Source organism: Mesorhizobium shangrilense (assembly GCF_040537815.1).
In the GTDB taxonomy this organism is placed as follows: Bacteria; Pseudomonadota; Alphaproteobacteria; order Rhizobiales; family Rhizobiaceae; genus Mesorhizobium; species Mesorhizobium shangrilense.
Map to the genome: position 1 here is coordinate 264,862 of NZ_JBEWSZ010000004.1, position 16,164 is coordinate 281,025.

Below are 16,164 nucleotides of genomic sequence, written 5' to 3' on the forward strand. Positions count from 1 at the left end.
TGATTGTGTGAAAAGGGCGGGATTGTGTGAAAAGGGCGGGCCGCGACGGCCCGCCCGGCGTTGCGGCAGCGGTTACTTCGAATGCGCCACGGCGGAATCGATGGCTGTCTCGTAGGCGATGTCCTTGTCGACCAGCTTGGCTGCCTGCGCGGCCTTTACGATGCCAGGATAGGTTTCGGACTTGAACACCCCGTTGAGCGCGGCTTGGCTTTCACTGACCGAGTAGTACGAAACTCCGTCGAAGGCAGTCGTCAGGTCCGCGGGGGTGGCGCCGACTCCCTTGGCGATGATCGCCCGACCTTCCTCGACATGGGCCCGGTAATATTCGAGAGCCTGGTCCCAGCTTTTCAGCATGGCTTGCACTTGGCCCGGTTTCGTCTTGAGGATTTCGTCCGGCACCGCCAGCACGTCGCTGATCAGGCCTGGCGCCTCGCCGGCCTCGGCCAGGACCTTGATATTCTTGTCGGCCGATACGGCCGCCGAAATGTAGGGCTCGTAGGTCACCGCCGCCGGAACGGTGCCGGAAATGATGGCTGTTCCAGCACTCGCCGCCGGCATCGGCAGGACGTTCACGTCATCAATGGTCATGCCGTTTTTCTGCAGCACGTAGTTCAACAGGAGATCGCTGGTCGAGCCTCTCTCGAAGGCAACCTGCTTGCCTTTCAGGTCCGCCACCGTCTTGATGTCGGCGTTGACGAGGATGGCATCGGCCTTGGTGCTTGCATCGAGCAGCAGTATGCCCTTGAGCGGAATGCCGGCTTGCACCTTCGCCAGCAACTGCTGGATCGATTCATTGTCGCCGTCGACCTGTCCGGCTGCGATCGCAGCGCCCATGTCCTTGTCTTCGACGAAATTGATCAGCTGGACGTCCTCCAGCCCGTTGGCTTTGAAGAAGCCTTTCTCCTGAGCGACGTACCACATGCCGTAGCCGAGCCAGGGCGAGATGGCGAGCTTGAAGGTGCCCGGCTCGACCTTGAGATCCTGCGCCATCGCGGGTTGCGCCGCGAAGGGCATTGCGGTCGCTACGGCCAACATGGCCGCGCCGATGAAATGATTTCTGATGATTCCCATGATTCCGATCCTTGTTCCCTTGGTGAAGTGTTGAAACGAATTACGCCGTTGAACCCTGTGTCGCTGCGGGTTGGCTCCCGTCTTTTTGTTGTTGTCGAAGTGGGTCCGGCCGGCTCTTTGCCGCCGCCAGATGCGTCAGCAAATTCAATGTGATCCTCCCGACGTCGTTCATGTCGCCGGCGCCTGGCAGCGCGCCGCACCAGGCGACCGAACTTGCCGAAAAGATCAGCCCTCCCGAAGCAAGAGGACGCAGTGTCATCTCCGCGCAGCGGCGCGTTGCGCGCTCGCTCGCTCCCCCTTCGTACCAGCGCGTCGCATCGTGCACGAACCCGTCGGGAAAGCCCGTGGCGCGCGCGATGATGATCGTGTCGGGAGATGTCCCCAGATGCGGATCGGTGGCATCGACTTCGTAGCCCGCGGCACCTCCGAGCACGATTCCGCCGGCGCCGAAGGTTTCGTTGGTCACGCCGTCGAACAGCCATTCGGCAGCCCGCAGATGGCTTTCCGGTGTCCGCGTGAAGGGCCGTGCCCCCTCGAACCCCATCAGCGAAATGGCAACGCCCGTCAGCGAGAATTCGCCGCGCCCGCTGGCGCGAAGGTGGCCCCCCGGTTCGTTGGTGATCGAGAGCGACTGTTCGGCGATCGGTCCGTCCCAGGTACGGCCAGCCTCGAGTGGCGAACGCCGCAGTTCCATCAGATCATCCTTGAACGCGACCTTGCCGGCAAAACCATTGCCGCCGAGATAGGCGATGCTGCCTGCCTGCGCCGCGAATGTGCGCAGCGCGTGCTCCATTTCGACGGACATGTATTCCGGGTGACTGCCTGTAATGACCGCCTGGTACCCTTGCAGGCCGGCGAGGCCGCGCTCGTGCAGGTCGTGGTCGGTGATGAGGTCGAAGGCGATGCCGTTGCTGTGGCAGAACCGGAGAAAATGCAGGTCGACGGGCAGATTGTGCGGGCAGCCGCAGAGCGGATAGTTGTAGTCGTCGCGCAACGTCGCTTTCGGCTTCTTGTAGGACGAGATCGACACGCCGCTGAGGTCGCTGTGATAGTCGTAAAGCGATTTCAGGTTGTTATCGATCGCGAAGCGATGACCGCGATCCTCGCACAGCCATTCGTAGAGATGCGCCGGCAGGAATTCGTCGGCATAGGCGAGATAGGTGGCGGTCGGGACGAGGAACAGCAGGGCCGAGCGCCGGCTGGCAGAGGAAATGAAGAAGACGATGCGCTCTGATCCGCCATCATATTCGACATCGAAGGCGTAGACGCCGGCTTCCGCCTCGGAGGGGATATCCAGGCTGTGGGATGCCGGCCATTGCAACGGTCCCATATCGTCGTCGTGGCAATGAACCGCGTCGTAGTGCGATGGCACCAGCCGCGGCTCGAAACTCGATCCATCCCAGCGCCGCGACGTCATGCAGAAGGCCGGCTGGTTGACCGCCTCCAGCAGGAGGACCTCACTTGCGCCCGACGAGGCGAGTGCGGCTGTCGGCAGAAGCGCGGGGAATGTCCAGGCAACAGGTCCATTCTCGGTCTGCAGCGCAATGGACGAGAATTTGGCGTTCAATGACCGGATATCGTTTGATGCGCTGGCCCCAAACAGCAGATCTCCTGACAGATCTTTCCAGGGCAGGTCGAATTGGCGGTAAAAATCCAGGGGCGAGAGCGCGTCATCCGACCGGATGCGAAGCGCTGTCCCGCCTTCGTTCGAAGACATCCCGACGGTCAGCCAGGTGTTTGCTGGCAATGTCTCGTCGATCCGAAACTGCCGGCCTCCATGTTCGACGGTCAGCAGGCCGTCCCGCAGGCCGAGGCGGAGCGACCCTGTTTCCAGCAGAACCCTGAGACCATCGTTGCGTGTCAGATAGACTTCGAAGCTTACGCCTTCGATCCCCGCGGCTTTGGCAATCTCGGCGGCGGAAACTCTCAGAAACGACCCTTGATGGAAATCGCGCCTGCCGGGTCGCTCGCCGACGGTCTTCACCGCCCAGTCCATAACCCTCGGCGTCGGCGTATCCAACCGCGCAACCCGCACATCCCGCACCGGCTCCGATATGGAGACATGGAGGGCAATCGGCGCTCCGGCTGGCGCGTACCAGGGAACAGTATAGCCTGAAACGGCCATCGCGCTGTGATCGACCGGGCGTCTCATCGCTGCGGGGTTCCCCGCGTCAACGCTGAGCAATTCGGCCTTTGAGGTGATGTTTTCGACAAAAGATCATACCCCTGTTTTTTTTGATTTACTCTAGTGGTATCGTTTTGCGGGGGTATATACCCCCATCGGGGTATGATTGGTGACAAATGCTGTCCACGAGAGCCTTGGGCTTGCGATCGACGCGATCGGCAAGCGAGAATTCTATCCGGCGCTAACGGAGTACCTTCACCGCTGCCTCGACTATGACAATGTGATCGTCATCGTCTTTTCAGGCACCGCCGTTCCCAACGTGCTCTACCGAAAGATCTACGGACCAGATGTCTTTCGTTATCTTGCCGAGCAATATCTGGCCGCGGCATACCTGCTTGACCCGATTTATCATTTCCATCTCAGGCGCGGAGCGCCGGGGCTTTATCGCCTTCTTGACGTGGCGCCCGATCAGTTTCGGCGCAGCCGATATTTCAAATGGTATTATGGGCGCATCGGCATAACCGATGAGATTTCCGTTGTTCTGCCTATCGGCGACAATGCGACCATTACGATCTCCATGGGCAAGGACAGTTCTTCCGGTCAGGACTTTTCGCAGCGGGCCGAAGAATGCCTGCGATCGCATGAGCCGGTGATCATGTCCCTGCTGAGGGCCCACTGGGGCGCTTCCGAGAGTCCTTCCGCGACTGATATCAGCGCGACATCGATCACCGATGGTCTCATCGCCGCCATGCGAACGCACCATGGCGTTTTGCTGAGCAAGCGACAGGCAGAGGTGGCGCTTCTGATTCTGCAGGGACATTCCTCGCCGTCAATCGGGCTCCATCTCGGTGTCAGCCCACAGACGGTGAAGGTCTTTCGCAAGCAGCTTTACAGCAAATGCAATCTTTCGTCGCAAGCGGAACTCTTTGCGCTGATGATGCCGATCCTGGAGGGAGCGACCAGCGTCAAGTCTGCCCCTGCGCCAGTCCTTGATCCATGAAGTAGCGGCTTAGCACCTCGGGATCCTGCTGTTCGGCCGCCAGCGCAACATATGTATCGGGTCGAAGCAGATACATCGCATCGCGAAGAAGCCCCGTCTTTGCGTGGGCTTCCTGCCAGGCGAACGCATGAAGGGCGAGGCCTTGACGCTTGCACCAGTCGTCCAGCTCAGCGCTTGGAGTGCCATAAACATGGACTTGCCAGCCGATCGTCCGCAACGTGTCGAAATTGTCGACGCCCGGCGTCGGCGCCCAGGGAAGGCGGTCGCCGCCCTTGACGTCGCCGGCCCTGCCTACGCTGATCGCGCTGTCGCGGTAATTGATGACGATCTGGGACACCGCGCTGAACAGATAGCCGCGAACCGCTTCGAATTTGAACAGCGTGGGCACGACTATGGGGACGATGCGCGTGCGAATGAAGTCCGCCGCCCATCCTTCAGCCGTCGCGAGCGTGAATCCCTTGTCGGTGGTTGCCACAAGCTTTAGCGCAAAGGCCCGGCGCTCGGTTTCGTAGGTATCCAGGAGAGCATCCGATGCCTGGCCGGCCAGAACGGCTTTCAATTTCCAGGCCAGATTGATGGCGTCGCCAATGCCTGTGTTCATGCCCTGACCGCCGGCCGGACTGTGAATATGCGCGGCGTCTCCCAGGAGGAAGACGCGTCCCTTGCGGAAATGCTCCGTGACGCGGTGATGGACGCGGTAGGTCGAGAACCAGTTGACTGTCTGAACCCTCACTTTCATGTGCTGGATGGCGCGATCGCTGACATCTTCGAACTTCAGGGTTTCAGCCTGCGCTGCCCGCTCGTCGCGGACGGTTCCGATCAGCCGCGCGCGACCTTCGCCTTTCAGCGGAAAGACCGCGAGAAAGTCGGCCTCGTCCAGGTCGACATGCAACTCGCCATCCAACGCTGGACCTGAAGCATCGACGTCGGCGACGTAAAACACCTGTTGGTAGGTGCCGCCAGGAAAGCCGATGCCCGCCGTCTGCCGAACGATGGAGCGCGCGCCGTCGCACCCGGCGAGGTAGTTTGCCTCGCATGGTTCTTCCTGGCCGTCCGGGCGGCGCAGGGTTGCAACAATGTGATCGCCGGCCTCGCTGAAACCGAGAAGCTCGGTGCTTCGTTCGACCGACACGCCGAGCGCCTCGAGATGCTCGATGAGCAGGCGCTCATGTTGATCCTGCGGATAGATGAATGGCCCATAGGGCGTGAGATCCTCGGCGATGGTTTCAAAGGGGACGCGTGCCTTCTTCTGGCCTTCGACCCACAGGTTGATCCCAGGGACCTTGTGACCTTTTGCCAGGATCTCTTCCGTCAGATCGAGCTGGCGGTAAAGTTCGAGCGTTCGCGCCTGCACAGCGAGCGCGCGTGACGTCGTGCCCGGCCCATCCGTCTTGTCGATGATGCGGACTTTCACCCTCTGCCTGGCGAGCCACAGCGCCAGGACAAGGCCGGTCGGTCCGGCGCCGACAATCAGGACATCGCTACGGCCCATCTCATTCTCCACCATGTCTCGTCAGGGGCAAGACTCCAACCCTGGAACGCTTGGCGCCATGAAACCTGCGGATCCTTCCCATGTGTTCTTCTGGACAACCCATGTGCACTTCTTGATAAGCCATTGTTATTCAATAAGAATTTCAAGTTCCATAATTGATGTTATGCGACAAACGGCTCGTATCGGTTCGTTTGAAGCCTAATCGAAACTCCGGGAGCTTTCGAACGTCCTTTAAAAGAAAGGAGTCGAAAGCATGAAGAATATGCTTGTCCGGTCGGTCGTGGTCCCTGTCGTCACGCGGCTCGGAACGGCGCTTGGCGCTTATCTTGTCGCCAAGGGTCTGGACGGTGATCTGGCTGACCAGTTGGTCAATGGCCTGATCGCTATCTTCCTTGTCGGCTGCGATCTCATCGCGGGCCGATATGTATCGCACTCAAAGGAGGCGGCCTAGTTCATTGGTGCACTTATCTCCGCCGGTGCCACGCTGCTTGGCGGGCTGCTCGGCGGAGGCAAGAAAGAGGAAACAACCAGTCGGGTTGATTACTCCCGGATGGTCCAGGACGCGGAAGCGGCGGGGTTTAATCCCCTCACCGCCATCCGCAATGGTGGCTCGGCGGGCTTCACCGCAACCAGCCATCCCGGCCTGTCGTCGGGCGCGTTCATCGCTGATGCGCTCGGCAAGGTCGGTGACATCGTGTCCAGCTATGACCCGATGTCTAAAGCTACTGCTGATCTGGAGTTCAAGATCAAGCAGGAAACGCTCCGCAACCTACAGGCCGATACGGCCCAAAGGCTGCGGGCGTCTATCGGCGGTGTGCCGTCTTCGGTCGGCTCAACCGTTGTCCGTTCTCCGGGCGGCATGAACCCTGCATCGGCAGGGTCGGCGCGTACTCCCAAGGTGGAAACGCCGTCTGTGACCAATCCCTATCCGAAGGACACGGGTTTGGTCGTTGATCCAAACGTCCCTGATGGTCAGGCGTTCGCTGATCGCTATGGCGATAGCGAAATCGCAAACATGGCGTTCGGCGTTTATGTTGGTTACCGGGATTTGGAAGCTAATGCTCCGGTGCCTCTACCCGGCTTCGGCGGTGGTTGGAAAATCCCGCCTCTGAGAACCGGCACATACAGGCCGGTTCGTCCTACCTCCAGAAACTCGGCGGGTAAGCGGCTGTATCCATCGTCGCCAATCCTGCCCCCTTCGTAATGCGCTGCGGCGCTTGTGCGCGCCGCCGCGCGAAACTCCGAAAATTCCTCAAAAGCCTGAAAGGCAAACGCAAATGAACGCTACTCGCAAACAGTCCGTGCCAATCGACATTCCGCGTACCATGCGTGTCCAGACGGGGCGCGGCATTACCTCCTTGCCGGCTGGCAAGATGGTTCCGATCTTCGCCTGCGGCCTGCATCGTGAAGACTCCATCCCCGGCAACTTGCTCCGGTGCTCGTTCGAGCTTGAGGAGACGGTTGAAATTCTGATGAATGCCGTCCGCGTCGATGTGAAGGCTTATATTGTGCCGACGCTCGCCTTCGACCGCTTCCAAGGGAGCATGGACATCCTCAACCGTGCCTATGAAGGCCAGCCGGCAATCGACGGCGGAGCCGTTATCCCGTTTGTCGAAACGGTGGTTGGCCCTGCCTACAAGTCGAACGACATCATGGTCTATCTGGGCAAGCATTACAAAGTCGGCGGCGCGATCAATACGGCCTACACTGAGGCCTATAATCTGATCTGGAACCATCGCGCGACCAATCGCTCCAAGTCGCTGACTCCGCGCACCCGCCTTCAGGCGAACTTGGCGCCGGCCTTCTGGAACCACGAAAATTTCAAACACGTGGTGCCGGATTTTGATCAGGCTAAGGCCGATGGCGTGGTGGCGCTGAATGTCGTCAACACTCAGTTGCCGGTCAAGGGTATCGGCATCGGTGCCGGTAACTTTACGAATTCGGGGTCGATTGTTTACACGGGTTCGGCTGCGAACGATATGCCGGTCGGTACGCCGAATAGCGCGAACGGCATCTTCATCAAGGGGCAATCCGCCGGTGCAATCGGTGCCGCGAACCGTCCTCAGATTTTCGCCGAAATGGCGGCGAACGGTATCAGCATATCGCTGTCAAACATCGAGCTGGCCAAGAAAACCCAAGCCTTCGCGCGCATGCGCGAGGAATACGCCGGTCATTCCGACGAATACATCATCAACATCCTGATGGATGGCATCACGGTGCCCGATCAGGCGCTGAAAGACCCGATACTTGTGGCTGAGGCGTCTACCATCTTCGGGATGGCCAAGCGCTATGCGACGAATTCGGGCAATCTGACCGACAGCGTCGTCAACGGCGCTACGTTCGTCGACCTCAATATCAGGGTGCCGCGTATCAACACGGGCGGCGTCCTGATGATCGTGGCGGAGATCACTCCCGAGCAGTTGTTTGAAAGGCAGAAAGACGCCTTTCTGTATATGACCAACAACGAGAACGACCGGCCCAAATTCATCCGCGATTATCTGGACCCGGAAAAGGTGTCGGTCGTCCCTTGTGACTATGTGGACATTGACCACGCGACGCCAACCCAGACCTTCGGCTATGCGCCGATGGGCTATCAGTGGAACTCGACCGCTCCGCACATTGGCGGGAAGTTCTATCGCCCCCAGGCGAACGCGGCGTTTGATGAGGACCGTCAACGCTTCTGGGCGTCGGAGACGATCAATCCGACCCTTGGTCCGGATTTCTATTTGTGTACCAGCATCCACACAAAGCCGTTCGCGGTGACCAATCAGGATATCGCGGAAGTCGTCATGCAGGGCGATTTGATCATTCAGGGCAATACCCAGTTCGGCCCTGCCCTCATCGAAGCGTCAAACGACTACGCCAAGGTTCTGGCGGAAGTCGATCAGTCCCGCATCGTCAAGCCGTAACTCGTCCTTTCACTTTCGCCAGTGGCTTCGGTCACTGGCGGACATCTCATTAATTAGGAGAAACTTATATGTCTATCAAGCTCGATAATCTCGCGGACTGGCATCCGCTTGCTGGCTCTGTCGTCCTGCGCGCTTCGGATGATCGCTCAAGGCGTGTGCGCATTTATTTCAACTGTCTGGAAGCTACTCCGCTGTTCGTGGTCGAGGCTACGGCCGGCGACGATGGCAGGGTCGTCAAGCGCCCTGCCCGCTTCCTCGCGACTATGCCGGCGGGTCTTGAGACGCTCGAATTCATCGCCAATGGCGAAGTCGAGATCGCCGCCGATGATGTGGATCGCGTCGTCTACTGGCAGTCCACGGAACGCGAGGAAATGTGGTTCGACGGCGACGGCGAAAGCTTCACCACTATCCATGATCGCGCGCCGCGCAATGAGGCGCTGGAGTGGGTCACGTTCCAAGCCGAACAAAATCAGAAGCGTATGGAGGCGGCTCTGCGCTCTGAAATGATGGGTCAACTCGCCGCGATGAGGAGTGAATATGAACGACAGTCTGGAGTACATGGCGGCGAGGCTCCGCAACGTCAAAAACCTAAGTCGGGAGCCGGCAAGGCCGGTTCGGCAGATCAACAGGGCGATGCTGCGCCAGGAGGAACAGGCGCTGAGGGTGACGGATCGCTTCAGGGCGAGACGGAAGAATGAGTATCGCCGATAAGGTTCGTGAGGCTGTTGCGCGTCTTGGCGCGCGACAGTCCTATCGCCCGGATCATCGGGTTAGGCGGGCAGTAGCGCCCGCCCCTCCCCTTGTTACTGGTGACGAATACCCTCCTCCACCTCCGTGGCCGGAGGTGGGGCTACGCCAGTCACTCGCTGGCATGGCGGACAAGCAATACTGCCTGTCCGTCCACTACGGCCAACAACAGATGCGGGCCGACCAGACGGGCGCGCATCCGGTCATTGTCGAATTCACGCGGCTGCTTATAAGACGGCTCCGCGTGCTCGATGTGCCCATGTACCCTCACTGTGTCTGGCGCACGAAGGCCGATCAGGAGTCGGCCTTCGTGAGGGGCGTCACAACAGTCCGGTACCCTGACAGCGCCCATAACTGGGGCTGTGCCACGGATATTGTCCACGGCCTCAAGCACTGGGGTCTAACGCCAAAGCAATGGTCGATAGTCGGCCATATCGGCTTTGAAATCGCCCATCAAAGGGGCTTCAAGCTCGTTTGGGGCGGGGATGATCCCGGCGTCAATGACGCCTTTGATTGGGACCCTGCCCATTGGGAACTCGCCGACTGGCGCGCGCATATGATTGCGCGATGAACTCGGCCTGCTGGCTTGGCACCCTTGGTGGCCTAGCAGTCTGGCCGATGGTGCGGACCCTGTTTTGCTCGAAGTAGCTAAAAACAGGGTCCGTCACCGCACACACCTTCTTGTCCCCATGTGCAATTAGTGACACCCGACAACTCAGGAAAGTCAATCATGTGCAAAGCACCTCAAACTCTTGCTGACGGGACGGTTGTTGGGTGTCGCAATTGCTCGCAATGCTTTGGCCGCTCCGTCGATGACTGGACGGGCCGATGCATTGCGGAAAGTAAGTTTGCCAGCGCTCCCTTTTTCGTAACGCTGACCTATGGTCGCGATGAAAACGGCAACTCGGATCATCTCCGTGCTGCGCTGCTGACTTACTCTGATGTCCAGAAATATTTCAAACGGCTGCGGAAGCATGGCTTCCCTGCCCGGTATTTCGCTGTGGGCGAATACGGCTCCACCAAGGGCCGCGCTCACTGGCATCTCTTAATCTTCTGGCAGGGTCCTGTTCCGGCTCACCAGCCGTCCACGCGCGCCGATCCGGTGCGCTTCAATCAAGAACATTGGGAGCTTGGCTTCTCGACGTGGGAACCACTCGGTCGCTCTGCCGAAGATACTGCCGCCGCTGTCCGGTACGTCTGCAAGTACCTCAATAAGGACCTCGGCGGCCCAGAACGACAGGCGCTCTGCCGCATGTCCAAAAAGCCGCTGCTTGGCGCTTCATGGCTCCATGAGCGCGCGCGGCTCCATGTCACTCAGGGCATTGCTCCGCTTGACCTGTACTACAGCTTCCCGGGCGTCCAAGCTTTTGACGGTAGTCCCAAGCGCTACATGCTGCGTCCGGGGTCTGCTGCTGCTGACCTGTTCTGTCAGTCCTTTAATGACCAATGGGCGGCTATGTACGCCTGCTCTCCGCTCTATGCCCGTCGCAAAATCTTGCGCGGACCGAAAGGTAATCAGCGGTTGGTCGAAGAAAGCCAGATCGTTGGCTTCAAGGGCGATGGTCGCCCGCCCCCTCCGTCCGATCTCATGGATGAGTACGGCGATAGGGTTCTCCGTAGCTACGAAGGAAAAATAGAATGGCTTCTAAAGGACGAAAAAAAACTGGAAGAGTATCGCGACCGGATCCGGGCAAAGTACTGGAGTCCCGTGTACGGCGCGGGGTTCAATCTCTACCCGCCGCATCTTCAAGGGTAGGTCTCTCCCTCTCTTCCCCTCCCAAGCCAAAAACCGCCCTTCCCGCGCGGAATCTCCTGCGGGAAGAAATGTCCAGGCGGATGGCTGTGGGGCGTGCGGAGCACGCCAGTCGCGTAGCGGCTGGGTTCTTAGCACCTAACGAAAGTGGCAAACGCCGCCATTCGCGGCTCAATATCTCGGCTCTGGCCCCATCAAAAAAGCACCCTGATCCGTTGCCGGGTAAAAAACCCGTCGATGTCAAAAAATCGCGCGACGATCTCCTGCGGTGCAAAAAAAGGCCTGAGCCAAAAAAAGACCGCCGCTCACTTGGTGGCGGCGGTTCATCAAAACGCTTCGTGCCATGGTGCTAGTGCGGTGGGGCCTGCCCCACCCATGCGAACGCCACTATGATCGCCATGATCCAAAACACTAGTTTTCTCAGGTGGTGTTCTAGCATCGCTCTACCTCAACTTATGCAGTCGCCCGGACATGGTATTCCGTGGCGAACCTACTTCCAAGCCCGGCGCTGCCCTCAGCATCTCGATCAGCTGTAGCAGCGCCGGTAGTTGGTGCTCGTGCACCCACCCTGCCGCTTGGACAAGACCGTTGTGCTTCTGGCGCTTACGCCATGCGGCTTGCCGCTCTGCACTGGTCTTACTGTGGTACTGGATTTCGGCTTCCACCCTTGTTCTCCAATGATTCATTGCGATCCCCGTTATTAGTAACGGCGCTGTAGCGCGTTCGCAAATATAATTTCTTAACAAGGTATTTCAAGTGGGGCTCTTGACTGCCATACCCAAATCAGTCCAGCCATGTGTTACGGCATATATATTAGCCGTTACTTAGACGTTCGTTTAAAAGTTCCACAATTGATGTTATGCGACTTATCTATGTAGCAGCAATTTAGTAATGCGACGTTTGAGCAAATTAGAGATGCGACAGTCTCGCCTCTCGACGTTCTGGTCAACGCCAACGTCGGGAGCAAGGATGGTCGGGCCGAAATCGCCGATCGGCTCGTCGGCCCCGTATCCTCGAATATCCAGGAATGGTTTGGGTCGAAGCTCGCTTCGCATTCCGCCCGCTCACTGTCTCCGCGGCGGTGACATTGGCAGCATAAATCGCAAGTCTCCTCCGAAGCGTCGCATCCCGCGACGTCAGCTTTAGGAGGAAGACACATGAACAAGGTGGAATTCTCACGCCCAGTCAAGGTGCCCTTCGACAAGCTTTACGGCAATTTCATCGGCGGCAAATGGACCGAACCGCGCTCCGGCCGCTACTTCGAGAACCACTCCCCGGTGAACGGTCAGCTGCTGTGCGAGGTGGCGCGCTCGAATGCCCAGCACATCGAGGCGGCCCTGGATGCGGCCCATGCCGACAAGGACGCCTGGGGACGCACGCTGCGAGCAACGTCCTATCCGGCTCTGATAAGCGGCAGGATCACGGAGTCGACCCAGGCCTTCCGCAACGCGGGTGGTGGTGCCGAGAAGTTCATGATGGCATGGTGCCGGAAGAGATCGCCGAGCAGAGAGCTCACGGGCGGGATCAGTTTTTTCTGATCAACCTCCCCACGTTCCACACCGCGCTTCAGGATCACCGAAAGCGATTCCGCTTCGCCTCGGATGATGGCGAGATGCAGCGCCTCGGGACTAGACGAGGTTTCAGACAAATATTCGCTCATGAACAATGTGAACGCGGCCGCAATTCCGGCGGCGCGCTCCGACGCTCGCTCGAGAAACTCCAGAAGTTCCGTCCGCACGTTTCCCCGGTCCGGGACCTCCAACGGATGCTTCGCCATCTGATGACGAATCGCGGCGATCGCGAGCGGGGCTTTTCCGTCCCAGCGGCGGGAAATAACCGGACGGCTTGTCCCGGCCTTTTCCGCCACGCGCTCGATGGTCAATCCGGCATAGCCATGCTCGATCAGTTCAAGCCATGCCGCCTCCAGCAGCGCTTGTTCCAGATCCGCTCCTCGGCGTCGTTCACCCATAAACCAGCCCTAAAATAAGATGCATTAATGCATCTTGACCTGATCGCTTATACCTGAATAGATGCATTACCGCATCTTATAGCAGGAGCGAATGTGTGACAAGCGAGCGAATGTGCGAGACCGGCTTTTCCAATGCACAAATGGATGAGGTTCGCTCAATCCTCAAGCAGGCGCCTCCCCTCCACAGGCGGTCTGGCGGCGCAATTATGCTCGCCGCCGAGCCTGGCGTCATCACGATCTACGCCTTTCGCGCAGCAAGCAGCGTTCTCGGAAATCCGACGTTTGCGGCTGCCGTGATTTGCAATCGCGACGCTTCCCGCTTCTGACCACGTTGTGGGCCCGCAGCATTCGCTAGCGCGGCGTACGCCGAGGGCCGCTCCGGCATTTCAGCAATTCACAACAGACCGATGCGATCGGTTGCCTTGAAGAGGATTCTCCTCGTGAACACACCAATCGAACATTCACCCCAAACCTTCGGGAACGGCCGAAGCGTCCTGATTTCGGGAGCTAGTATTGCCGGGCCTGCGCTCGCCTACTGGCTGCACGAATTCGGGTTCTCCGTCACCATGGTCGAGCAGTCGCAGACTATCCGCTTGGGTGGGTATCCAATCGATCTTCGCGGCAGCGCCATGCAGGTCGCTGAGCGGATGGGCCTGCTTGCAGAGTTGTTCCAGGAGCACATCCGCTCTGAGAAGGCGACATTCCTCGATGAAGACGGGCGCGAGATCGCGACGGTCGAGCCGGAATGGATCCATGGTGCCGTACGGGGACGCGATGTTGAACTGCCCCGTGGAACGCTGACGTCGCTGCTCGTCTCGCTCACGCGCGACCGGATTCCTTACCAGTTCGGCACGTCAATCGCGGCGATAAGCGATCGGGCCGATGGCGTCGAAGTGACATTCACCGACGGTGGCCGGGAAATGTTCGACATCGTTGTGGGTGCAGATGGCGTGCATTCCAACACTCGTCAGCTTGCCTTCGGCCCGGACGCAGACTTCGCGTGGCCGATTGGATACTGCTTCGCCGGATTCTCAACGCCAAATATGCTCGGCCTCAGTCACGAGGCGATCTGCGTCAACGCGCCGGGTCGGTTGACTGCGCTCTATGCTGTCGGGGAGAAGCCAAAATCAGTCTTCACCCTCCTGGCATTTTCGCATCCCTACCTGCTGGGTCGCGAGGGGCGCGAACCGGCATTTCAGCGCGATTTGACGGCGAAGGCCTTTGCCGGAGCTGGTTGGAAGCTGCCGGAACTCATCGCGTCGATGCAGGTCGCTGACGATCTCTACTTCGATGCCGTTCAGCAGATTCGGATGCCGGCATGGACCAAGGGCCGGATTGCTTTGGTTGGAGACGCCGCCTATGCGCCTTCATTCCTTACAGGACAGGGCTCCAGCCTCGCGCTGGTCGGTGCTTATGTGCTCGCGTGCGAGCTCGCACTGCACGCCGATCATCGGGACGCGTTCGCTGCATATAACAGCAAGCTTCGGCCATTCGTGGAAATGAACCAAGCAACCGTGGATCAGGGCAAGGTCGGCATGATCCCTTCAACGCCGGAGCAACTCGAACAGCGCAAAGCATCTCTGCTCGCCCTGGTCGGGGCATCAGCCATGCAAAAGGGCACGGAGCGAGCTGTGCACAGCGCGCTCGACCTGTCGGACTATGACGCTATCCGACCGAGCAACACCGCTATCCGTGCGGTGACGCCATGAACATTGCTCATCGTAACGCTGTGAATGACTCCGACACGTCGCCGTCGAGAGTTTATGCCTGGTACGTCGTTCTCGCCCTCATGCTGTGCCAGGTCCTCGCCTCGATCGACTCTCGTTTGCCCTTCATCATGGTTGAATCGATCAAGCAAGACTTGGGCCTGAGCGACACGCAGATCGGCTTGATCACCGGCCCTGCTTTCTCGCTGACCTACGCGATTTGCGCGATACCGATCGCCAGGCTCTCCGATCGCGGAAACCGTGTCGCCATCATTAGCATCGCGATCGCGGTCTGGAGCATGTTCACTGCCATGGCCGGCTTCACCAAGGGATTTGGCACCTTCGCTTTGACCCGCATTGGTGTTGCAGCCGGCGAGTCCGCGCTCACGCCGGCAGCGCATTCGATCGTCGCGAACTATCTGCAAGGTCCCGCCCGTGCCAAAGGTCTGGCGGTCTACTCGGTCGGGGTTGCCATCGGCGCCTTCGCGGCGTTCGCGCTGGGTGGTTATATCGGCGATCGGTTCGGGTGGCGCACGGCCTTTCTTTGCGTCGGCGGCGGCGGGATGGTGCTTGTCATGCTCCTACTAACGACAGTCCGAGAGCCGGCTCGTGAGCCCCAATCGGAAGCGAAATCGCTCCCCCGTGGCAATGTCAGGAGCCTTTTCCAGAACCCTATGATCCGAAACATTGTCTTTGGGGGCACGCTGCTGGGATGCAGCGCTGGCGCGCTGAATGCGTGGGGACCAGCCTATGTGATGCGAACGTTCAACCTCTCGGCAACCGAGACAGGCGCAAGCTTCGGCGTAGTAGCCGGCATTGTCGCGATGGTCGGCATTCTATCGGGCGGCTTCATCAGCAGTTGGTTGACCGAACGCGATCCGCGCTATGCCCTCCAGATGCTCGGCGGGGCGTTCACAATCGCAATGGTAACGCAGATCGCGGCGCTCCTATCCAGCAACTACACGCTGTTCCTGGTCTTGCTGGCGGTGACGGTGTTGCTGAGCAGCTTCTACCTTGGGCCGACTTTCGCGGCGATCCAATCCGCCGTCGATCCAAGCGCGCGAAGCTTTGCCTCAGCGGTGACCCTGTTCTGCATCAACGGCGTCGGCATCGCCTCTGGATCGTTCGTCGTCGGGCTACTGAGCGATCTGATGGTCATATGGGGCGAGAACTCGCTGAAATGGGCGCTTATAAGCGTGAGCTGGCTAAAGGCATGGTCCGCTTTCCACTATTGGCGTGCAAGCCGAAGCATGAAGCCATGAGTTGCTACGCCGAGTAACGACGCCGAGCTGCGGCGACCAAGGGTGCGTCGCGCCCTTGCCGTTCTCACCGACGCGAACCCTGCAAGTTGCGGAACAGCCAAAAGCGATGGGCGCGACAGAAAAATCCGCG

13 protein-coding genes and 1 pseudogene are annotated in these 16,164 nt (G+C 59.3%); 10 read left to right on the forward strand and 4 right to left on the reverse strand.

Annotation, left to right across the window (positions count from 1 at the left end):
• Window positions 1–72: 72 nt before the first annotated feature.
• Window positions 73–1,071, reverse strand: coding sequence for an ABC transporter substrate-binding protein (locus tag ABVQ20_RS32040; protein WP_354463695.1), 999 nt, complete (start codon window positions 1,069–1,071; stop codon window positions 73–75).
• Window positions 1,072–1,111: 40 nt separating this feature from the next.
• Window positions 1,112–3,223 (reverse strand): N,N-dimethylformamidase beta subunit family domain-containing protein, encoded by a 2,112-nt coding sequence (locus tag ABVQ20_RS32045; RefSeq protein WP_354463696.1) that lies wholly within the window; start codon window positions 3,221–3,223, stop codon window positions 1,112–1,114.
• 142 nt (window positions 3,224–3,365) lie between these two features.
• On the opposite strand from ABVQ20_RS32045, the gene ABVQ20_RS32050 reads away from it, so the two are divergent.
• On the forward strand, window positions 3,366–4,196 hold the full coding sequence (locus ABVQ20_RS32050; RefSeq protein ID WP_354463697.1) for a helix-turn-helix transcriptional regulator: 831 nt from the start codon (window positions 3,366–3,368) through the stop codon (window positions 4,194–4,196).
• On the opposite strand, the gene ABVQ20_RS32055 is transcribed toward ABVQ20_RS32050, so the two are convergent.
• Window positions 4,162–5,688 carry an FAD-dependent oxidoreductase gene (locus ABVQ20_RS32055; RefSeq protein ID WP_354463698.1) on the reverse strand — a complete coding sequence of 509 codons (1,527 nt, stop codon included), beginning with the start codon at window positions 5,686–5,688 and terminating at the stop codon, window positions 4,162–4,164. The two genes, ABVQ20_RS32050 and ABVQ20_RS32055, sit on opposite strands and share 35 nt — an antisense overlap.
• A gap of 253 nt (window positions 5,689–5,941) precedes the next feature.
• Here ABVQ20_RS32055 and ABVQ20_RS32060 point away from each other — a divergent pair, with 253 nt between their 5' ends.
• The 7 genes and pseudogenes from ABVQ20_RS32060 to ABVQ20_RS32090 all read left to right on the forward strand — a co-directional run.
• Window positions 5,942–6,139 carry a hypothetical protein gene (locus ABVQ20_RS32060; protein ID WP_354463699.1) on the forward strand — a complete coding sequence of 66 codons (198 nt, stop codon included), beginning with the start codon at window positions 5,942–5,944 and terminating at the stop codon, window positions 6,137–6,139.
• 99 nt (window positions 6,140–6,238) lie between these two features.
• Window positions 6,239–6,892, forward strand: coding sequence for a hypothetical protein (locus ABVQ20_RS32065; RefSeq protein ID WP_354463700.1), 654 nt, complete (start codon window positions 6,239–6,241; stop codon window positions 6,890–6,892).
• Window positions 6,893–6,965: 73 nt separating this feature from the next.
• The gene (locus ABVQ20_RS32070) at window positions 6,966–8,597 is read left to right on the forward strand and encodes a major capsid protein (RefSeq protein WP_354463701.1); all 1,632 of its coding nucleotides are present in this window, start codon (window positions 6,966–6,968) and stop codon (window positions 8,595–8,597) included.
• A 68-nt stretch (window positions 8,598–8,665) separates the two neighbouring features.
• Complete coding sequence (locus ABVQ20_RS32075) at window positions 8,666–9,295, forward strand: hypothetical protein (RefSeq protein WP_354463702.1); 630 nt, start codon at window positions 8,666–8,668, stop codon at window positions 9,293–9,295.
• A 173-nt stretch (window positions 9,296–9,468) separates the two neighbouring features.
• A complete protein-coding gene (locus ABVQ20_RS32080) occupies window positions 9,469–9,915 on the forward strand; it encodes a M15 family metallopeptidase domain-containing protein (RefSeq protein WP_354463703.1) in 447 nt (148 codons plus the stop codon).
• A 159-nt stretch (window positions 9,916–10,074) separates the two neighbouring features.
• A complete protein-coding gene (locus ABVQ20_RS32085) occupies window positions 10,075–11,100 on the forward strand; it encodes a rolling circle replication-associated protein (RefSeq protein WP_354463704.1) in 1,026 nt (341 codons plus the stop codon).
• Window positions 11,101–12,254: 1,154 nt separating this feature from the next.
• Window positions 12,255–12,563 (forward strand): annotated as a pseudogene (locus tag ABVQ20_RS32090) (aldehyde dehydrogenase family protein); the annotation flags it as partial.
• Here the strand turns inward: ABVQ20_RS32090 and ABVQ20_RS32095 are convergent.
• On the reverse strand, window positions 12,491–13,066 hold the full coding sequence (locus tag ABVQ20_RS32095; protein ID WP_354463705.1) for a TetR/AcrR family transcriptional regulator: 576 nt from the start codon (window positions 13,064–13,066) through the stop codon (window positions 12,491–12,493). The pseudogene ABVQ20_RS32090 and the gene ABVQ20_RS32095 sit on opposite strands and share 73 nt — an antisense overlap.
• 440 nt (window positions 13,067–13,506) lie before the next feature.
• Here ABVQ20_RS32095 and ABVQ20_RS32100 point away from each other — a divergent pair, with 440 nt between their 5' ends.
• The gene (locus tag ABVQ20_RS32100) at window positions 13,507–14,775 is read left to right on the forward strand and encodes an FAD-dependent monooxygenase (protein ID WP_354463706.1); all 1,269 of its coding nucleotides are present in this window, start codon (window positions 13,507–13,509) and stop codon (window positions 14,773–14,775) included.
• The gene (locus ABVQ20_RS32105) at window positions 14,772–16,034 is read left to right on the forward strand and encodes a spinster family MFS transporter (protein ID WP_354463707.1); all 1,263 of its coding nucleotides are present in this window, start codon (window positions 14,772–14,774) and stop codon (window positions 16,032–16,034) included. The genes ABVQ20_RS32100 and ABVQ20_RS32105 overlap by 4 nt, the downstream gene beginning before the upstream one ends.
• Window positions 16,035–16,164: the final 130 nt, after the last annotated feature.

What these genes read in the sequence shown, in the direction of transcription:
- ABVQ20_RS32040 (WP_354463695.1), bottom strand. Translation starts at nt 1,071, where the DNA reads ATGGGAATCATCAGAAATCATTTCATCGGCGCGGCCATGTTGGCCGTA.
- ABVQ20_RS32045 (WP_354463696.1), bottom strand. Translation starts at nt 3,223, where the DNA reads ATGAGACGCCCGGTCGATCACAGCGCGATGGCCGTTTCAGGCTATACT.
- ABVQ20_RS32055 (WP_354463698.1), bottom strand. Translation starts at nt 5,688, where the DNA reads ATGGGCCGTAGCGATGTCCTGATTGTCGGCGCCGGACCGACCGGCCTT.
- ABVQ20_RS32060 (WP_354463699.1), top strand. Translation starts at nt 5,942, where the DNA reads ATGAAGAATATGCTTGTCCGGTCGGTCGTGGTCCCTGTCGTCACGCGG.
- ABVQ20_RS32065 (WP_354463700.1), top strand. Translation starts at nt 6,239, where the DNA reads ATGGTCCAGGACGCGGAAGCGGCGGGGTTTAATCCCCTCACCGCCATC.
- ABVQ20_RS32070 (WP_354463701.1), top strand. Translation starts at nt 6,966, where the DNA reads ATGAACGCTACTCGCAAACAGTCCGTGCCAATCGACATTCCGCGTACC.
- ABVQ20_RS32075 (WP_354463702.1), top strand. Translation starts at nt 8,666, where the DNA reads ATGTCTATCAAGCTCGATAATCTCGCGGACTGGCATCCGCTTGCTGGC.
- ABVQ20_RS32080 (WP_354463703.1), top strand. Translation starts at nt 9,469, where the DNA reads ATGGCGGACAAGCAATACTGCCTGTCCGTCCACTACGGCCAACAACAG.
- ABVQ20_RS32085 (WP_354463704.1), top strand. Translation starts at nt 10,075, where the DNA reads ATGTGCAAAGCACCTCAAACTCTTGCTGACGGGACGGTTGTTGGGTGT.
- ABVQ20_RS32095 (WP_354463705.1), bottom strand. Translation starts at nt 13,066, where the DNA reads ATGGGTGAACGACGCCGAGGAGCGGATCTGGAACAAGCGCTGCTGGAG.
- ABVQ20_RS32105 (WP_354463707.1), top strand. Translation starts at nt 14,772, where the DNA reads ATGAACATTGCTCATCGTAACGCTGTGAATGACTCCGACACGTCGCCG.